Origin of the sequence: Maribacter polysaccharolyticus (genome assembly GCF_028882255.1) — a bacterium.
Lineage (GTDB): Bacteria > Bacteroidota > Bacteroidia > Flavobacteriales > Flavobacteriaceae > Maribacter_A > Maribacter_A polysaccharolyticus.
The window spans coordinates 40215-57990 of the sequence record NZ_JARBUY010000001.1 but is presented as its reverse complement, the minus strand read 5'-3'; the positions used below and the strand labels follow the sequence as shown (position 1 = coordinate 57990).

16 protein-coding genes are annotated in these 17776 nt (G+C 41.6%); 8 read left to right on the top strand and 8 right to left on the bottom strand.

Translation table 11 applies throughout. From position 1 onward, the window contains the following. Positions 1–10 precede the first annotated feature (10 nt). From PHU20_RS00275 to PHU20_RS00245, 7 genes are all read left to right on the top strand, one after another. Positions 11–418: an OsmC family protein gene (locus tag PHU20_RS00275; RefSeq protein WP_274823328.1), complete on the top strand. Its 408-nt coding sequence runs from the start codon at positions 11–13 to the stop codon at positions 416–418. Further along, a complete protein-coding gene (locus PHU20_RS00270; protein ID WP_274823327.1) occupies positions 411–1385 on the top strand; it encodes a permease in 975 nt (324 codons plus the stop codon). The genes PHU20_RS00275 and PHU20_RS00270 overlap by 8 nt, the downstream gene beginning before the upstream one ends. Continuing rightward, on the top strand, positions 1382–2062 hold the full coding sequence (locus PHU20_RS00265) for a formylmethanofuran dehydrogenase subunit E family protein (protein ID WP_274823326.1): 681 nt from the start codon (positions 1382–1384) through the stop codon (positions 2060–2062). The genes PHU20_RS00270 and PHU20_RS00265 overlap by 4 nt, the downstream gene beginning before the upstream one ends. A gap of 17 nt (positions 2063–2079) precedes the next feature. After that, positions 2080–2517: a nitrophenyl compound nitroreductase subunit ArsF family protein gene (locus PHU20_RS00260; RefSeq protein ID WP_274823325.1), complete on the top strand. Its 438-nt coding sequence runs from the start codon at positions 2080–2082 to the stop codon at positions 2515–2517. Then, positions 2518–3225, top strand: coding sequence for an aromatic aminobenezylarsenical efflux permease ArsG family transporter (locus PHU20_RS00255; RefSeq protein ID WP_274823324.1), 708 nt, complete (start codon positions 2518–2520; stop codon positions 3223–3225). 425 nt (positions 3226–3650) lie between these two features. Then, positions 3651–4514, top strand: a complete 864-nt coding sequence (locus PHU20_RS00250) for a beta-keto acid cleavage family enzyme (protein ID WP_274823323.1) — start codon at positions 3651–3653, stop codon at positions 4512–4514. A 15-nt stretch (positions 4515–4529) separates the two neighbouring features. Then, entirely contained in the window at positions 4530–5174 is a 645-nt protein-coding gene (locus PHU20_RS00245) for a hypothetical protein (protein WP_274823322.1), read from the top strand. A 120-nt stretch (positions 5175–5294) separates the two neighbouring features. Here the strand turns inward: PHU20_RS00245 and PHU20_RS00240 are convergent, their stop codons facing one another. From PHU20_RS00240 to PHU20_RS00210, 7 genes are all read right to left on the bottom strand, one after another. Next, positions 5295–6830, bottom strand: a complete 1536-nt coding sequence (locus tag PHU20_RS00240; protein ID WP_274823321.1) for a YifB family Mg chelatase-like AAA ATPase — start codon at positions 6828–6830, stop codon at positions 5295–5297. Between the two features lie 8 nt (positions 6831–6838). Further along, entirely contained in the window at positions 6839–9235 is a 2397-nt protein-coding gene (locus PHU20_RS00235) for a penicillin acylase family protein (RefSeq protein ID WP_274823320.1), read from the bottom strand. Between the two features lie 99 nt (positions 9236–9334). Beyond that, positions 9335–11311, bottom strand: coding sequence for a protein-disulfide reductase DsbD family protein (locus PHU20_RS00230; protein WP_274823319.1), 1977 nt, complete (start codon positions 11309–11311; stop codon positions 9335–9337). After that, entirely contained in the window at positions 11311–12615 is a 1305-nt protein-coding gene (gene tilS, locus PHU20_RS00225) for a tRNA lysidine(34) synthetase TilS (RefSeq protein WP_274823318.1), read from the bottom strand. The genes PHU20_RS00230 and tilS overlap by 1 nt, the downstream gene beginning before the upstream one ends. A 13-nt stretch (positions 12616–12628) precedes the next feature. Next, positions 12629–13456, bottom strand: coding sequence for an alpha/beta hydrolase (locus tag PHU20_RS00220; protein WP_274823317.1), 828 nt, complete (start codon positions 13454–13456; stop codon positions 12629–12631). 24 nt (positions 13457–13480) lie between these two features. Next, positions 13481–14791, bottom strand: coding sequence for an anthranilate synthase component I family protein (locus PHU20_RS00215; RefSeq protein WP_274823316.1), 1311 nt, complete (start codon positions 14789–14791; stop codon positions 13481–13483). A gap of 4 nt (positions 14792–14795) precedes the next feature. Then, complete coding sequence (locus tag PHU20_RS00210) at positions 14796–15329, bottom strand: NADPH-dependent FMN reductase (protein WP_274823315.1); 534 nt, start codon at positions 15327–15329, stop codon at positions 14796–14798. Between the two features lie 156 nt (positions 15330–15485). On the opposite strand from PHU20_RS00210, the gene PHU20_RS00205 reads away from it, so the two are divergent. Continuing rightward, complete coding sequence (locus tag PHU20_RS00205) at positions 15486–16670, top strand: heparan-alpha-glucosaminide N-acetyltransferase domain-containing protein (protein WP_274823314.1); 1185 nt, start codon at positions 15486–15488, stop codon at positions 16668–16670. 23 nt (positions 16671–16693) lie between these two features. Here the strand turns inward: PHU20_RS00205 and mgrA are convergent, their stop codons facing one another. Continuing rightward, complete coding sequence (gene mgrA / locus PHU20_RS00200; RefSeq protein ID WP_274823313.1) at positions 16694–17704, bottom strand: L-glyceraldehyde 3-phosphate reductase; 1011 nt, start codon at positions 17702–17704, stop codon at positions 16694–16696. Positions 17705–17776 lie beyond the last annotated feature (72 nt).

The window sequence follows — 17776 nt, the reverse complement described above, 5'->3', positions numbered from 1 at the left end:
CGCGTATCCTATGGATTATCATATCAAAGCTTCTTCCCGAGCAAACCAGGATGCGGTGATCCACCTAAAGCAGTCCATCATAGATTTTGGTACCACTCAGGAAACGACCGAGACCCTCCCAAATCCCGCTGAATTGTTCTTAGGTTCCTTTGCTGCCTGTATATTGAAAAATGTTGAACGCTTTTCAAGTATGATGAAATTCACGTACACAAAGGCAACCCTAGAGGTCAATGCAACCCGTCTTGAACACCCGCCTAGAATGGATAACCTCGTTTACAAGTTGACCCTTTACAGTAACGATGAAAAACTGAATACGGATTTGCTTAAAAAGAATATTGAAAAATACGGAACTATCTACAATACCGTAAAAATGTCCTGCGCCATTTCCGGTACGATCAACACCATTGCCTATGTTTGATTGGTTACAGCATTTTTCAGATTGGCTTATTTATTCCGTTTTTAAAATCGGAGCGGACACCCATTTGGGAACGGCCCTTAATTTCTTTGTATACGATACCATAAAAATTCTGATTCTTTTATTCGTTATCGTTTTTATAATGGGAATCGTAAATGCCTATTTCCCGATTGAACGACTTAAAACCTATCTGAACGAAAAAAAGCTCTACGGACTGGAATACTTTTTTTCTTCCATTTTCGGGGCTATAACCCCCTTTTGTTCCTGCTCTTCGGTCCCGTTGTTCATTGGGTTTGTTCAAGGCGGGATCCCTTTAGGGGTAACGTTCGCTTTCTTGATCACTTCACCTTTGGTCAATGAGGTGGCCGTGGCCATGTTTTTGGGTATGTTCGGCATAAAGGTTACCCTGATTTATGCCGTTTCAGGAATATTATTGGGTACCATCGGAGGTTGGCTGTTGGGAAAATTCAATCTCGAACCTTTACTTTCCGATTGGGTAAAAAGGATCCTTGAAGCCAAAATGGATCAGGACGAATATGTAGTGGAAAAACAAACCTTCTACCAACGAATGCCGGAAATAACCCGGGGAGCTTGGGATATCGTAAAAGGGGTTCTCCTTTACGTTATTATCGGGATTGCCATTGGCGGTGCTATGCACGGCTATGTTCCGGAAAACTTTTTCAACACCTATTTAGGAGGTGGTGAGTGGTGGACCGTTCCGCTTGCGGTATTGGTTGCCGTTCCCATGTATGCCAATGCAGCTGGTATAGTTCCTGTCATAGAGGTTTTTGTTGCCAAAGGGATGCCTTTGGGTACGGCCATTGCTTTTATGATGGCCACGGTAGGGCTATCCATTCCCGAAGCCACTTTGCTCAAAAAAGTAATGTCCTTAAAATTGATCGCCATATTTTTTAGCGTTGTGACCTTGTTTATCATCATTTCGGGATCTTTATTCAAAATAGTACTATGAAATATTTACGGTTTCCATTGATCATATTTTTCGCAATTCACCTCTCTATGGCCCAAAACTCCCCTGTCGACATGGTAGGGCAACATACGGGGGTTACTGTTTTGGATACCGATTTTTCAAAAGGAAGATTGACCTTGGAACACCAAATAAACTTGGAAGATCTAGAACGATTCCACGGGCATTTATGCGATGGCCTCATTCAAGGATTTTTAGGGATTCAGGAAGGATTGAAAATACTTTATCCCACGGGAACCATCGACAGAACGAATACCCGAATTGTCAGTAATAGTTCTCCTTGCCTAACCGATGTGGCTATCTATATTACGGGTGGCAGGTACCAGTATAACTCTTTTTATGTGGATGATACCATCGAAGACGGATTTTATGTCCTACAACGGAAAGACACCCAAAAGGCTGTTAAAGTTCAAATGAAAAAAGGGGTTAAACCTTCCGTAATCGACGAACTCGGGGCAAAAGCCATTAAAGGAGCATTATCGCCCTGTGATTTGGATACGCTCAAAAACTTGGAAGCCGATTTTTCTGGGCGATTACTTACCACCGATCCCAAAGAGAACTTCATAGTTACCGAAATAGTCGATTTTAAGTGGAAACCCTTGAAAAAAAACGATTACCCCAAAACAGATATTTTAAATAAGAATAAATCCTATTGTCAATAATTAAATAATCCAACAAAATGAAAACTATCAAATTATTCACCGTATTAACCATTGGTCTAGTACTTACAGCTTGTAACGGCCAGAAAAAAAGCAAAGACACTCCATTGGAAGCTTCCATCTCCAAAATCGAGGTATTTGATTTTCATGCTACCCATAGATGTATGACGTGCAATGCCATTGAAAAAAACACACGATATACCTTGGACACCTATTTTTCAAAGGAATTGAAAGAAAATAAAATCACTTTTCAGGTCATCAATGTAGACAAGGAAGAAAACGAAAAGATTGCTGAAAAATTCGAGGCATCTGGTACTTCCCTATTCTTGAATGTGATTAAAAACGGTAAGGAAACCAAAATAGACCTAACCGATTTTGCCTTTATGAACGGATTGGACCAAGAAGCTTTCTCCAAGGAATTGAAAGCCAAGATCAACACCGAATTAAAGACCCTCTAGATGGATTTCCTGAAATCGCTATTGGAAAATTATAATTTCCCCATTTTATCGGCATTTATACTAGGACTAATGACAGCCATCAGTCCATGTCCTTTGGCGACCAATATAACTGCGACTGCCTTTATCTCGAAAAACATTTCCAGCCAACGGAAAGTGTTTTTAAGTGGATTGCTTTATTCCTTAGGAAGGGGATTTAGTTATACCGTAATCGGTTTGATCCTGTATTTTGGGGCCAGCAAGTTTCATATTGCCCGGTTCTTTAATCAGAATGGGGAAAAGTATTTAGGTCCATTATTGATCATCATAGGGTTGATTATGCTGAATATCATAAAACTTAACTTTTTGGGAAAGACGAATTTTCAAGAAAAACTATCCGAAAAATTCCAGGATAAAGGCCTATTGGGGTCTTTTTTGATCGGGGTCGTCTTTGCCTTGGCATTTTGCCCTTATAGTGGTGCACTGTTTTTCGGCATGCTCATCCCAATGACAATAGCCTCTGCAGACGGATTGTATTTACCGATAATATTCGCATTCGGAACTGGGTTACCTGTAATTCTTTTTACTTACCTATTGGCCTTTACAGCAGGTAAAGTAGGTGTATTCTATAACCGGATCACTAAAATTGAAAAAATCATGAGAAGCGGCGCCGGAGTCGTTTTTATTATTACGGGGGTGTATTATGTTTCCATTTTTGCAGGAATATTATAAAGGTATATGCTGTAAACCAAATAGAAAATGACAATTAAAGAAACACGTTTTCTTTCACTATCCATTAACTTTGTCGTTTGTAAAAGCCCCTTCATGGGGCTTTTATATTTGCGAATGTCCCTATCTAAGTGCCCTTTTCAAAGCTTGTCTTTCGATAAAGATTTCGTAGACAATACATGGTTATCCCAACAATGCTTCCCTGTCAAGTGATCTAAACAAAATGGCCATGGAAGAATGGATCATCCCATGTATTCCATAATATTTAAAAAATAAGTATTAATTTTTGTCAAACAACTGTGATTTAGCCAAGTATAGCGAATAATTCCCCTTTAATCGACAGAACAACTTAAATTTAAAGTACTTAAGCCGATCGCCTTAAAACCTTGAAATAAATTGTATTATTACTACAATTATTTAACACTCTAATGGAAAAGCTGATTATCAATTTCACCCCTACGGGAATGATTCCCACCAAAGCAATGACCCAACATGTCCCTATAAGTGTATCAGAAATTGTGGAGGATGTGCACAAAGCATGTGATCTTGGAATTACGATGGTGCATTTGCACGCTCGGGATGAAATTACCGGTAAGCCTACTTATAAGAAGGAAATATATGCTCAAATTATCGAAGGCATACGTAAATTCGCCCCAGAACTTGTTCTTTGTGTATCGTTGAGTGGTAGGGATTTTACCGAATTGGAACAACGTGGAGATCCATTATTCCTTGAAGGAGCACTAAAACCCGATATGGGTAGTTTAACGTTAAGTTCCCTTAACTTTAATGCCACGGCCAGTATCAATTCACCGAAAATGGTACAAGATTTGGCAACTATAATGTTAGATAAGGGTATTGTTCCAGAACTTGAAGTTTTCGATATAGGCATGCTGAATTATGCGAAATATCTAATTCGCAAAAAGCTATTGCAGCCTCCTTTTTACTTTAATCTTTTATTGGGGAATATAGCTTGTTCCCAGGCTAATCTGTTACATGCCGGGGTACTTCTCAATGATCTGCCCATCGACGCTTTGTGGAGTTTTGCCGGAATAGGAAAAGATCAATTGAAAATGAATTCATTGTCAATTGCAATTGGAGGGGGAGTCAGGGTAGGTATTGAAGATAATATTTGGTACGACACATCGAGGACAAAATTGGCCACCAACTTAGAGCTTTTAAAACGGGTAAAAAGTTTGGCTGAAACCAATTCTCGGGAATTAATGACCTCACAAGAATTCAGAAAAAGAATGAAATTCGAGGTAGGCAATGGTAATTATGGTAGAACAAGTTAAAACTAACACTTTTCCATGGAGGTCAACAATAATAAATTTTATAAAATCCAGTGGTTCTCAAATATTATAAAAAATGGCCTATTGTTCTATGGAATACGTAATAGGTTCGCCAAAATAGGCCTGGATTTTGATCCTTTCTATTGGGTTTTGGAAGCTTCATCGCCTTGCCAACAACCTGAAATAAAAGACGAAAATCCTTCTAAATATATATTTGACCATATCACTCTTGATGAAATAATCGAAATCGGAAAAACCAAACGGGGAATGAGCAAAGAAGAATTGCTCCGTGGCTATCAGGAAGGACAAATTTGTATCGGTTTAAGGCACGACAATGAAATAGCCGCTTACATGTTTATTGAGTTGAACGATTTTAATTACAATCGCAAAAAGTTTGAACTTAAGGATAATGAAGCCTATTTGCTTAATATGTATACTTTTGAGTCATATCGAGGTAAAAACCTCGCACCCTATCTACGATATAAAAGTTATGGCCTTTTAAAAGATTTAGGAAGGGATAGGGTTTATAGTGTTTCGGCATATTTTAACAGGTCTACAATCAAATTCAAAAAAAAATTGAATGCCAAACACACCAAACTATTCCTATATGTCATTTTATTTGGCAAATATCATTCTCATTTTCTTTTAAGAACCTATAAATAGGAAAATTATTCGATTAAGAGAAGGTCCATTAAGATCAATTGATTCAAAATAATCAATCTTCCTTTAAAAATTCCACTACGGACAGTAACGTCATGCTTCTATGGGGTTTGGGACTTCTACTTATCCCAACCACCCCTCCCTATCCAGACTTCGATATTGGATGGCTTCACTGATATGAGGGCCGAAAACCTGTTCACTCATTTCCAGATCTGCAATGGTCCGTGCCACTTTTAAAATACGGTCATAGGCCCGTGCGGAAAGGTTTAAACGCTCCATGGCATTCTTCAATAATAATTTGGAAGGTTCATCCAATTTACAATACTCCCTTATCTGTTTGGTATTCATTTGGGCATTGTAATGCACATGTTCCAATTCCTTAAAGCGTTCGGTCTGTATTTCCCTCGCTGCCGTGACCCGCTTACGTATTTCCACACTACTCTCCCCTTTCCTATCTTCGGAAAGCTTTTCGAATGGAACCGGGGTAACTTCTATATGGATATCGATACGGTCCAAAAGCGGCCCTGATATCTTTCCCAAATAGCGCTGCATTTCGGCCGGGGAAGAAGTTACCGGAGCGTCGGGGTCATTGAAATACCCACCCGGACTCGGATTCATACTCGCGACCAACATAAAACTACTGGGATAGGTAACCGTAAAGCGTGCCCTGGAAATGGTAACTTCACGATCTTCCAAGGGTTGGCGCATGACTTCCAATACCCCTCTTTTGAATTCAGGCAGCTCATCCAAAAACAACACTCCATTATGGGAAAGGGAAATCTCCCCTGGTTGCGGATAGGCCCCACCACCTACGAGAGCAACATCCGAAATGGTATGATGGGGACTACGGAACGGGCGTTGACTCATCAACCCCATATTTTTGATCTTCCCGACAACACTGTGTATCTTGGTGGTCTCCAAAGCTTCATGCAAGGTCATTGGCGGTAAAATAGAGGGCAATCGCTTGGCAAGCATCGTCTTACCCGATCCTGGTGGTCCTATTAAAATTATATTATGACCGCCGGCCGCTGCAATTTCCATACAGCGCTTAATACTCTCCTGCCCCTTTACATCCGAAAAATCGAATTCGGGAAAATCGAGATTTTTATAAAACTCCGCCCGGGTATCCACAATGGTCTGTTCCAAAGGTTCATCCTTGTCGAAAAAATCGATGACCTCCTTGATATTATCAACTCCATAGACCTTTAAATCGGAAACGATAGCAGCCTCTTTGGCATTATCTTTTGGTAATATGAATCCCGTAAAACCTTCTTCCCTTGCTTTTACGGCAATAGGCAAAGCCCCTTTGATGGGTTGTAAACTACCGTCCAAGGAAAGTTCTCCCATAATGAGGTATTTTTCCAAATCGTTCGATTGTATTTGGCCAGATGCGGTCAATATTCCCAAAGCCAAGGTAAGATCATAAGCGGAACCTTCCTTTCGAAGATCCGCTGGGGCCATATTGATGGTGATTTTCTTCCCTGGGATTTTATAACCGTTATTCAATAGGGCCGCTGCAATTCGATAATTACTCTCCTTAATGGCATTATCGGGCAGGCCGACCAAATGGTATCCCACCCCTTTGTCTACATTGACCTCGACGGTGATGGTCGTAGCCTCCACCCCGAAAACCGCACTTCCAAATACTTTTGTAAGCATAAATTGTCTTATTCTGTAAGCTTAAATGTAAGTAAAGATTTTGAGGTCTCCATAATTTCGGTTTCATTCAGCATCATTTTTCGAAATTCGCCCCGTACATACATTTCCGCCTGATCGTCATAATGTTCACTGAACGGATTGCCCGATTGCCCCGTGGGTATTATGCCCATACTGTTCTCAATATCGGAAAAATCGATTACACGCCGAGTTGATGGTCCTGCCGTAACATTGTTCATGCCATCACCATCGTAATCAAAAGCCATATTATTGATGACCTCACGAGTACCCACAACGGGAAAAGGACCTACATTAAAAAACGAACGAAGTGCCTCCACTTGTCCTATAGGGTGCGAATGTTCCAAAGTATGTACCTTCTCCCATGTCCATCCCTTCCAATCGGGCCCTAATTCGTTCTTCAAGGCATTGCAGGCTTCAATAAAAGATGTGGTTACGATGTCCGTTTTCGTTTCGACCACCGATAGGGTGGTGCTATCATCCCACCAAACGGATTCCTTTATGGCGGCCATGGGAGCAATACTCCGCTTTAATAAATGGGTCGACAAGAATTGCCCGAACATTTCTTCGCCCAATTCATCGGCAAAGGTGTTTTTCAGGAAAAAGTAGACCCAACGATGGAATACCGTCGGTTCCATACTTTTCAAATGGCTTTCACCTTTCCAAGCCAATAAACGGTCTAACACCGCAAGTTGATCTCCGGAAAGATCACTTTTAAGGATATATTTTCCTAAGTTATCCACGATCATGGGATGTACAGGGGAAACCACATCATTGATCATACCTTTTACATCCTCCAAAGTCCAGTCATTCTTAGCCTCCAGAAGATCGGTAATCCGTAGGGCCCTATTTTCGGGCAAATAGTAGCCGGGGTACTGCATCCCTGCAATGGAATCAGGTTGGTTATTGGCCGAATACACATACTTCCAAGGGGGATTGATGGCTTGGGGATTCTGTGAAAAATCCAAATACCGTTCGGGAACATTCAAATCGGAAGAATCCCCTAAAACAAATTTGGTATTATCACTATTGGCATCCTTATATAGTTTTGCGGTCGCCCACCAAGCCACATTGCCTTCGGCATCACCATACATGATATTCAAACCCGGGGCATGCATTTTGGGAAGTGCCCGTTGAAATTCAGCTTTGTTTTTTGCTTGCGACATTTTATAAAAAACATCCATGACCTCATTTTTATGTTGGGTGTACATCCACCACATTGCGATGGGCCGTTCCCCCTTTACCTGGTCTGCAACCCCGTTCATTATGGGACCGTGAACGGACTTTCTGTAGGTAAAACGATAATCGCTGGAATCCTTTATTTTAATGGTCTTCTCAACCTTTTCATAGGTAGACCAACCATATTTCGTTTTGTATTTTTCTTTATCGGTTGAATGTGTTTCCTCATAAAAAAAGTCGATATCATCATTTTCGAACATGGTCAGACCATAGGCACTATGACGGTCGTGTGCCAGTAAAGGAAAAGGAATGCCCCCCATAAAAAACCCGTATTTCTCATAGTCAGGGGTGCTGATGTGTGCCTCGTACCAAACAGCAGGTTGTGAAAATCCGATATGGGGATCGTTGGCAAAGATCACCTTTCCGTTTCTGGTCTTTTCAGGGGCTATTACCCAACTGTTACTCCCTTCGAACAGGGGTAAAGACAGTGATTTCAAAGCCTTGGACGTCGCTGCGGCTATCGAATTCATAAGGGTGTCTTCAGGTACTTCCCTATGGTTTTTGATCCAAACGGTATGTGGGTCTACTTTCAAATCCAAATCCACCAGGTATGCGGTTCCCAGTTTCTCTTTGATGTTGGTCAGTAAAGGATCGGTTTTATGGGCCATGGCAAAGCTAAAGGCCATATACCCCACAATATTATAAACATCCCCCAACTCAAAAGGTGCCTTTTCAATACCGGTCAAATAAAACTCCAAGGGGGTCGGCCCTTCGGCTATGAATTGATTGAGACCATCCAAATATGCTTGTGATAACCGTACCATGGGGTTGTTCATATCCAATTCCGAAACCGTTTGTTCGGTAGCCTCATCGATTCCCAGCGAGAGGAAGAATTTATCGGTATCCAACATTTTACGGCCAAAAACCTCTGATAGGCGTCCAGTACCGATCCTTCGCAACAACTCCATTTGCCATAAACGATCTTGGGCATGAACATATCCTAACGTACGAAATGCATCTTCGATATTATCGGCATAAATATGTGGAATACCGTAGGGGTCATAATACACTTGGGTCTCTTGGGCTAATTTTGGGAGCGTCTTTTGCCCTTCGTAGGTTGGGGCTAGGTTATTGATGGTTACTCCGGCGAATAAGGCAGATACGGCCAAAAGCACCAATACTGCCCATCCAATTGTTTTAAGGTGTTTCATTGTATTAGTCTCGGTTCATTTTGTAAGGTAGGATTATTTAATAAATAAAAAAAGCACCCATAAAGGTGCTTTTTATTCATAGAATCAATTATTTAAGGTCTAATTTTTACCCAGGCTTTTAAGGTTTTCCAACCCTTTACGCAACCAATCGCGATATTCATCACTGGGTGCACTTTGAATGGCACGATTCAATACTTCCAGTTCCGGGGAAATAAGTACATAATACGGTTGGGAAGCCGAATTGAAGTTAACAGTCTGGAAGGTTCCCCATTTCTGTCCTATCGTCTGTATGGTTTTTACCCGACCACTGTCATATTTAAAATCGAACTGCTCGGTTTCAGGAAGCGCTTTTCGATCATCGATATATAAGGATATCAAAACATATTCATCTTTTAGTAACGGATATACTTCGGGGTCGCTCCATACATTTTCCTCCATCTTTCGACAGTTTACACAAGCCCAACCCGTAAAATCCAATAAGATGGGTTTCCCCACCGATTTGGCATAAGCCACTCCCTCATTGAAATCCTTATAACAATCGATGCCCAACGGGCAATCGCTTTCTTGCTGATAAACACTATAGAAATCGGGAGGTGGAAAACCACTCAACAATTTCAAATTGGTGAATTTCAAAACCCCTAACACCATATAGACCGTAAAGGCGAAACTTATCAACCCTGTAATTTTCCTACCCAATGACAATCTCTGTTTGGGTCCGTCGTGTTTAAATCGGATCAAACCAAAAAGATATAGCGTTAACAATACAAAAAGTAAGATCCAAACCCCTAAGAAGATCTCGCGTTTAAAAATCCCCCAATTCCCTACCAAATCGGCATTGGAAAGGAATTTAAAGGCCAAGGCCAATTCCAGAAATCCCAGTACCACCTTTACCGTGGTCATCCATCCACCCGATTTGGGAAGCGAATTCAACCATGCAGGGAACATCGCGAACAATGCGAACGGAAAAGCCAAGGCCACTCCGAAACCGGTCATACCTGCGGTAAGGTTATTGGCTACCTCTCCTTCTGCCAAGGTCGTACTCCCCAATAATCCGCCAAGGATCGGACCCGTACAGGAAAACGAAACAATGGCCAAGGTAACCGCCATAAAGAAGATCCCGATCGCCCCCCCAACTTTGTTCGAGGCATCATCCATCTTATTGGCCCAAGAACTTGGGAGCGTCAATTCATAATATCCGAAAAATGAAAATGCAAAAAAGACGAAAATGATGAAAAAAGCGAGATTCAACCAAATATTCGTAGCAATGGTATTCAGTATTTGGGAATCGACCGAATCGAATATATGGAACGGCAGGCTCAACAACACATAGATCAAGACAATAAAAAAACCATATAATAAGGCGTTAACTATACCCTTGGATTTATTTTGCGCTTGCTTTGTAAAAAAGGATACGGTCAAAGGGATCATCGGGAAAACACATGGTGTCAATAAGGCAATTAGTCCGCCCAAGAAACCGAATCCAAAAATCACCCATAAACTCGATGTTTCAGGGTTGGAATCACTACCTTCGGTTAACCTATCCTTGTTCTTTAGGTTTAATTTTAAGGTCTCTCCCATGGCCAAACTGCGATCATCCACATTTTTTTCAACGGTAACCGCCTCACCACCATCCAACACAAAAATGAAATCCTTATCCACCGCTATACAAACCTCCTTACATACCTGATAAAAAAGATTCACATCGATTTGGCGTATATCGGGTTTCAGCAATTTAACCCTTTGGGTAAAAACGGCTTGTTTCCTAAAAAAAGTCTCATCGACCTCAAAGATATCGCTATAGGCCGTTTCGGTCGGACTTTCCTTAGTCCCCCCTACCAATTCATAATCGACGCCCGCCTTTTTGTAGGTAAACTCACTCGGTAAAGACCCCCCTTCGGCCGTAAATTGGGAATAAACGTGCCAACCTTTGAAAATATCCCCTTTGATGATCAGATCAAATTCGGTATCACTGATCTTCTTTACTTCATGTGTCCAAGAGACGGGATTTTCATCATCTTGGGCATAGAAGGTGAGACTCGTGAATATCAATAATACTACTGCAAAATATCGTTTCATCAATTCAAACTTATTTTTAGGATTTGTTTTGTATTCGAAGTAATCTTAAAACGTTCATCGGCGCGTTTCCCTACAACCCAAACAATACGGTTGTCGGAACACAATACCCATTGATTTTCCTTGGCGATGAGATTCATTTTTTCATCCTTAAAGAATTTGGCCAATTTTTTACGCCCCTTCATTCCCAATGGGTAAAAATAGTCGCCTTTTTCCCACTTTCTTAACACCAAGGGATACTTTAACGTTTCTTTATCCACATAGAGTACATCGGGCGCCGTGGCCGAAATCAAGTCGACCGGCACGATCGACAGGGCTATGGGTGTTTTTATTTCCGAAATGGTTTCATCAATATTATAGGAATCTTGCGACGGTATTGGAATCGGTCCAAGAAGTAAATCGTCCCTATCCTTAAGCATGCGATGGGTCTTTGACCTCACTTCCTTACCGCTCATGGCCGTTAGGAGGTGTTCTATATCGTTCCAAGCCGTAAAACCGTAGGCATTGAACAATCCGTATAAATAAGCTTTGATGGGCTGAAGCCGTTGCAAAGCTGCAATGGAAATTCGTATTATGTCACCCTCTTCCCTAAATAATCGGTTTTTGAGTTGCTTGATATGGATATCGGAAATATCTGAAATCTGTTGCAGATTTTTTTGGGTCGTATGAAAATTGTCAAGAAAGGTCGGATGTGTTTCCTTTAATAAGGGGATGATCGTATGGCGTATTTTATTTCGCAGGTATTTCGTCTCGGCATTGCTTTGATCCTCACGCCAATCGATCTTTTGTTGATTGGCATATTCTACCAACCCTACCCTGGAAAACGGCAGAAGCGGTCTGGAAATCGACCCGGTTTTCGCCGGAATACCGGTTAAGCCTTTTATACCGGTACCACGGGAAAGATTTATCAGGAAGGTTTCAAGGTCATCGTCGGCATGATGGGCAGTAACCAAAGTTTTTAATCGATATTCCGCCATAAGATCATTAAACCATTCATAACGCAGTTCCCGAGCAGCCATTTGAACCGAAACTTTATGACCGGCGACATAGTCCTTCGTATCAAATTGCTTTACGAAGACGGTCTTACCCAACTGTTTTGCCAATTGCCGTACAAATGCCTCGTCTTTGTCACTTTCTGTACCCCGCAGCTTAAAATTGCAATGTGCCAGATTAAAGTCAAGGCCACTTTCGGCGCATAAATGCGTCAAAACGACACTATCCACCCCCCCACTACAGGCTAATAAAAACTTGTTTTGAAGCAGTTCGGGGAAATTCTCCTGAATATGTTCTTTGAATTCGTTCTGCACTGTGTAAAATTACTTAAAGTTGTTGCCTTAGCCAACTCTGAATGGAAATCAATACTTCATTGCGGCAAAGGTCGTGGTGCAATTCGTGAAAACCATTTTCAAAAAGTTTCAAAGTGGTCGATTGCGGGTTATTCCCATGAAACTCCTCACTTCCCTTTACATCGATGATCGGATCGCCCGTACCGTGGATCAAAAGGGTGGGAATCCGTAAATCGGCAGCATGCTTTATGGCCCACTCCCCTGCCTCCATAATGGGAAAAGTATACATGGGACTTACCTTATCATGCACCAAGGGATCCGCTTTATAGGCCTCTACCTCTTCGACCATCCTCGATATGCCATCGGGATCCAATCCGGATGGCATGGTCAATGCTGGCCAAATTCCCAATAGGGCCTTGCCAAGTACCATTTTCCATTTTGGGGGCGAAAAGGCCAATCGCAAATAGGGACTTGAGGCCATGACCCCCGATAATCGACTTTTTTTCCGCATGGCAAAGTTCAGCACCAAATTCCCCCCCATGCTATGGCCATAAAGGAATTGGGGCACCTTCGGAAATACGTCCGCAGCTTTTTGAAGCATTTCCTCCAGTAGGCCAAGGAGTGCACCGTAACTGGGGCAATGGCCCCGTTTACCGCTAGATTTACCATGCCCGAAATTATCGTAAAACAATACGGCAAAACCCAAATCGGTGAACATTGGTACCACTTCCCGGAAATAACGACCGGAATGTTCCCCAAAACCATGCACCAACACCACTACCCCTTTGACCTGCTTAGGACTTACAAAGCCCCCATAGATCGTATAACCCCTTGAATTTGTATTGAAATGATGTATTTCCATAAAGTAAAGTTGACTTTTCCGGAGTTAACCCTCTGCACTTGAACTTTCCAAGACTTCGCGCATGGCCTTGGCCTTTAACAAACATTCTTCATACTCTTGCTCTGGTGAGGCTTTAGCGGTCAAAGCACTGCCCACGGCATAAGAAACATATTTTTCGGTAGCATTGAATAAAATACTTCGTATGACCACATTGAAATCAAAATCATTGTCCGGCGTAAAATACCCGACCGCTCCGCTATAAAGACCTCTTTTAAAGGCTTCCGATTCCTCAATGAGTTTCATGGCCGATATTTTTGGGGCTCCCGTCATGCTTCCCATTGGAAAGGTATCTTTGATAAGATCGACCGGATTCCGATTCCCATTGACTTGGGAAATCACCGTTGAAACCATCTGGTGAACCTGTTCGTAGGTGTAAATTTTACATAGCTCAGCAACAGTGACACTTCCTTTAAGGGCACTTTTGGAAAGATCGTTCCTTACCAGATCCACAATCATGATATTCTCAGCACGTTCCTTGGAATCATTGAACAATCGTTTTTTCAATAGCTCATCCTCTTCCCTGTCCTTAGACCGTTTCGCGGTACCTTTTATAGGCTGCGAAATGATCTTTGTCCCTTCCTTTCTTAGATACCTTTCGGGAGAGGCCGACAAGAGGTATTTATCATTCAATTTTAAAAATGCCGCAAAAGGGGCTTTTGAGATAGCGTTTAAGTGTTCGTAGGTGCGTAAGGGATCGATCACGGTATCCTCGGCATAAAATTCCTGGCAATAATTGACCTCATAGACATCGCCCCGATGAATATGCCCTAACAATTCCTGGGCGGCTTTAAAATACTCATCCTTGAAAATGCGCATTTTAATACGGATATCGGGGGAAGTGGAAATCGCATTATAAACTGGACTTCCCTTTAGGATCGTCTCAAAATCCCCTTCTATTTCATCGGCTACCACATTCAGGTAACGGAACTCCACTTTTGAGCCCTTTAGTTGGATGATTTTTTTAGGTTGGAAAAAAAACAATTCCGGAAAATATAGATGATCTTGATTCTTCGAGACCAGCTTTTCAACATCGTTCTTCAAATCATAGGTAAGATAGCCGAAAATCCAATCCTTGGTTTCCTTTTGATAGGCTTTTAGGTCCTCAAATGCCCCGTAGGCATCGGTTTGTATCAAGGTGAGGGCATCTACCGCCAATAGGGCATCGAAAGAAGAATACACATCCGCATGGGCATTACTATCCAACCATGCGATATCAAAAAACTGCTGTGACCATTGCAGTAAATGGTCCTTAAAGGCCTTTGTATCGGAAACCTCGAACGATTTTAGGGTACGCAAAATGCTATAATTCCATTAAAAAACGATCCAATATTTTTTTGTGTTCTTTCTTTAAGGTCGTATCGACAATACCGATATCCTCTTTGAAATTCGCTTCGAAAGAAGGAAGGCTAAAAGATGCGGTAACATCCCCACCGACCCTAGTCAATGCGTACTTGACATATTCATGGGCACTTATGGCCCCTCTCTTACCAGGGGAAGTCGACATTAAAAATACTTTCGTGTTCTCCAAATAACTTCTATTGGATCGGGATAACCAATCCAATAAGTTCTTAAAATATGCCGAGGGACCCCCGTTATGTTCATTTACCGATAGCACCAAGGCATCCGCTTGCTCTATTTTCTTTTGTATCTTGACCAAGGTCTCCGGATAACCCAATTGTTTCTCCCGATCTATACCGTACATGGGGAAAGTCTCACTGGCCATATTCAATAATTCAATTTCATGACCCTTGATAAGGGATACCGTATATTTTACTAACTTGAAATTGATCGAAGAGGCCGAATTACTTCCAGCGAAAGCCATTATTGATGCCATAGTTTTGTTAGTTAAGTTAACGAAAATACCGTAAAATGGGACAAAATACGAGTATTTACAAAATTTTGCATCCAGAAACATCCAAAAACCTTGTTTTTCAAGTATATAGATTAATTTGATTTCGTAATATTGTGAAAAATTGTTAATTTTTAGTCTTTGGAGAAGAAAACTGCTCGATTATATTTTGTGGATGCCATGCGGGCTTGGGCCATTCTAATGATGTTGCAAGGGCATTTTATTGACGGACTTTTAGATCCCGTCTTTAGGGATAACTCCAATATTACCTTTACGGTATGGAAATATTTCAGGGGTATTACGGCTCCCGTCTTCTTTACCGTTTCCGGTTTTATTTTTACCTATTTACTCATTAAAGTCCCTCAATGGGGATGGCAAAATCCTAGGGTTTCCAAAGGTATTAAACGGGGATTGCAATTATTGTTCATCGGTTACTTATTGCGGGCCAATCTTTTCGGGATACTGAAAGGACAGGTTTATAAGACCTTTTTCTTGGTCGATGTACTGCATTGCATCGGACTATCGTTACTCGGGATTATAGGTATTTATCTTTTGGCCCATAGGACCAAAAAGACCTTGCTCCCGGTTATGTTGTTGGGGGTAACGCTATTCTTGTTCCTTTTTGAACCGATTTATTCCCAATGGACATTTGAGTTCCTACCCCAGGCTTTGGCAAATTTCCTTACAAGGGACAACGGTTCGGTATTTACCATCATACCTTGGTTCGGATACACGACCTTCGGGGCTTTCCTTTCGGTAGTATTCACGCGTTATAGGGAACACAGGTTTTTGTACCCATATGCGATTAGCTTGTGCCTTTTGACGGGTACGGCTTTGATATTCTATTCTTCCTGGATCTTTATGCAACTCACCTATTTGACCGGGATACCCCTTTTTAGAGCGATTGCCGACAATAATTACCTGTTTATCAGATTGGGCGACGTTTTTGTGGTTTTTGCCATGTTCATGCTTTTTAGAAGAATGATGGTGAATGCCACCCTATTGAAAATCGGTCAAAGTACCCTAAGTATATACATCATCCATTTTATCATCCTATATGGTAGTTTCACCGGACTTGGACTTTATAGGATCTTCCATCATGGATTGAACCCGACGGCTGCCATTTCGGGAGCCCTTATCTTCATGTTTATCTGTTCCTATACTGCGTTGCGCTATGAAAAGAACAAAGCGACCATAAATGCCGGCTTGGCTTTTACGGTAAAAACCATGAACAAGCATCTGATATCCGCATATAGCATTACCCAACGACTCGCTAAAGTTTACGTATTAAAACTTTTGCGTTCAGTTAGGCTGCTAAAAAGCTAAACCCATTACCTATCCGTAATATCTCAAGAATTTTTGTCGATAAGATCCAATTCTTCTTGGGTAAATTGCAATTGCTCCAAAGCACCGATATTTTCCTTTAACTGATCTGTAGAACTTGCCCCGATGAGGACCGAACTTACGTTCGGCCTGTTCAACAACCAAGCTATTGCCATTTGGGACAACTTCTGCCCCCTTTGGTCGGCTATGGCAGCGAGATTCTTGATTTTGTCCAAATGACGTTCAACATCGGTTGTAGCCAAATAAGTAAAGTCCCTGGCCGCCCTTGAATTGGCGGGTATACCGTCTACATATTTATTGGTGAGCATCCCTTGGGCCAATGGCGAAAAGGCGATACAGCCCAACCCCTCTTTTCCCAAAGTATCCAAAAGCCCATCCTCGACCCATCGGTCAAAAATAGAATAACGTGCCTGATGCAGTATAAAAGGTACTTTCAATGCTTTTAAAAGGCTACTCGCTTCGGCAGTTTCTTTGGGTTGATAGTTGGAAATACCCACATAAAGGGCTTTTCCTTGGCGCACAATATCCGAAAGGGCGATCATGGTTTCCTCAAGGGGTGTATCGGGATCGGGTCTATGATGGTAAAAAATATCCACATAATCCAATCCCATTCGTTTTAGACTCTGGTCTAAACTCGAGATCAAATATTTTCGTGATCCATGGTTTCCATAAGGGCCAGGCCACATATCAAAACCGGCTTTAGTTGCGATAAACAGTTCATCGCGATAGGGTTTGAAATCTTTTTTGTACAGTTGCCCGAAATTATCTTCCGCCGATCCATAAGGCGGGCCGTAATTATTGGCAAGGTCAAAATGGGTTATGCCCAAATCAAAGGCACAACGTAAAATTTCACGGGCATTTTCGGTATTATCAACAAAACCGAAATTATGCCATAATCCTAGGGATAAGGCCGGCAAAAGTACCCCACTCTTTCCACTGCGATTATATTTCATTGCCCCATACCTTTCGGCGGCAGGCAAATATTCCTTTACTCCTGATTTATCATTGATATTCATTCCTGAAAATTCTTGATTTACCTATATTTATAAAGCGTATTGAAATGCCAAAAAGCTCCGATATCCCCTTTT

What these genes read in the sequence shown, in the direction of transcription:
- PHU20_RS00275 (WP_274823328.1), top strand. Translation starts at nt 11, where the DNA reads ATGGATTATCATATCAAAGCTTCTTCCCGAGCAAACCAGGATGCGGTG.
- PHU20_RS00270 (WP_274823327.1), top strand. Translation starts at nt 411, where the DNA reads ATGTTTGATTGGTTACAGCATTTTTCAGATTGGCTTATTTATTCCGTT.
- PHU20_RS00265 (WP_274823326.1), top strand. Translation starts at nt 1,382, where the DNA reads ATGAAATATTTACGGTTTCCATTGATCATATTTTTCGCAATTCACCTC.
- PHU20_RS00260 (WP_274823325.1), top strand. Translation starts at nt 2,080, where the DNA reads ATGAAAACTATCAAATTATTCACCGTATTAACCATTGGTCTAGTACTT.
- PHU20_RS00255 (WP_274823324.1), top strand. Translation starts at nt 2,518, where the DNA reads ATGGATTTCCTGAAATCGCTATTGGAAAATTATAATTTCCCCATTTTA.
- PHU20_RS00250 (WP_274823323.1), top strand. Translation starts at nt 3,651, where the DNA reads ATGGAAAAGCTGATTATCAATTTCACCCCTACGGGAATGATTCCCACC.
- PHU20_RS00245 (WP_274823322.1), top strand. Translation starts at nt 4,530, where the DNA reads ATGGAGGTCAACAATAATAAATTTTATAAAATCCAGTGGTTCTCAAAT.
- PHU20_RS00240 (WP_274823321.1), bottom strand. Translation starts at nt 6,830, where the DNA reads ATGCTTACAAAAGTATTTGGAAGTGCGGTTTTCGGGGTGGAGGCTACG.
- PHU20_RS00235 (WP_274823320.1), bottom strand. Translation starts at nt 9,235, where the DNA reads ATGAAACACCTTAAAACAATTGGATGGGCAGTATTGGTGCTTTTGGCC.
- PHU20_RS00230 (WP_274823319.1), bottom strand. Translation starts at nt 11,311, where the DNA reads ATGAAACGATATTTTGCAGTAGTATTATTGATATTCACGAGTCTCACC.
- PHU20_RS00220 (WP_274823317.1), bottom strand. Translation starts at nt 13,456, where the DNA reads ATGGAAATACATCATTTCAATACAAATTCAAGGGGTTATACGATCTAT.
- PHU20_RS00210 (WP_274823315.1), bottom strand. Translation starts at nt 15,329, where the DNA reads ATGGCATCAATAATGGCTTTCGCTGGAAGTAATTCGGCCTCTTCGATC.
- mgrA (WP_274823313.1), bottom strand. Translation starts at nt 17,704, where the DNA reads ATGAATATCAATGATAAATCAGGAGTAAAGGAATATTTGCCTGCCGCC.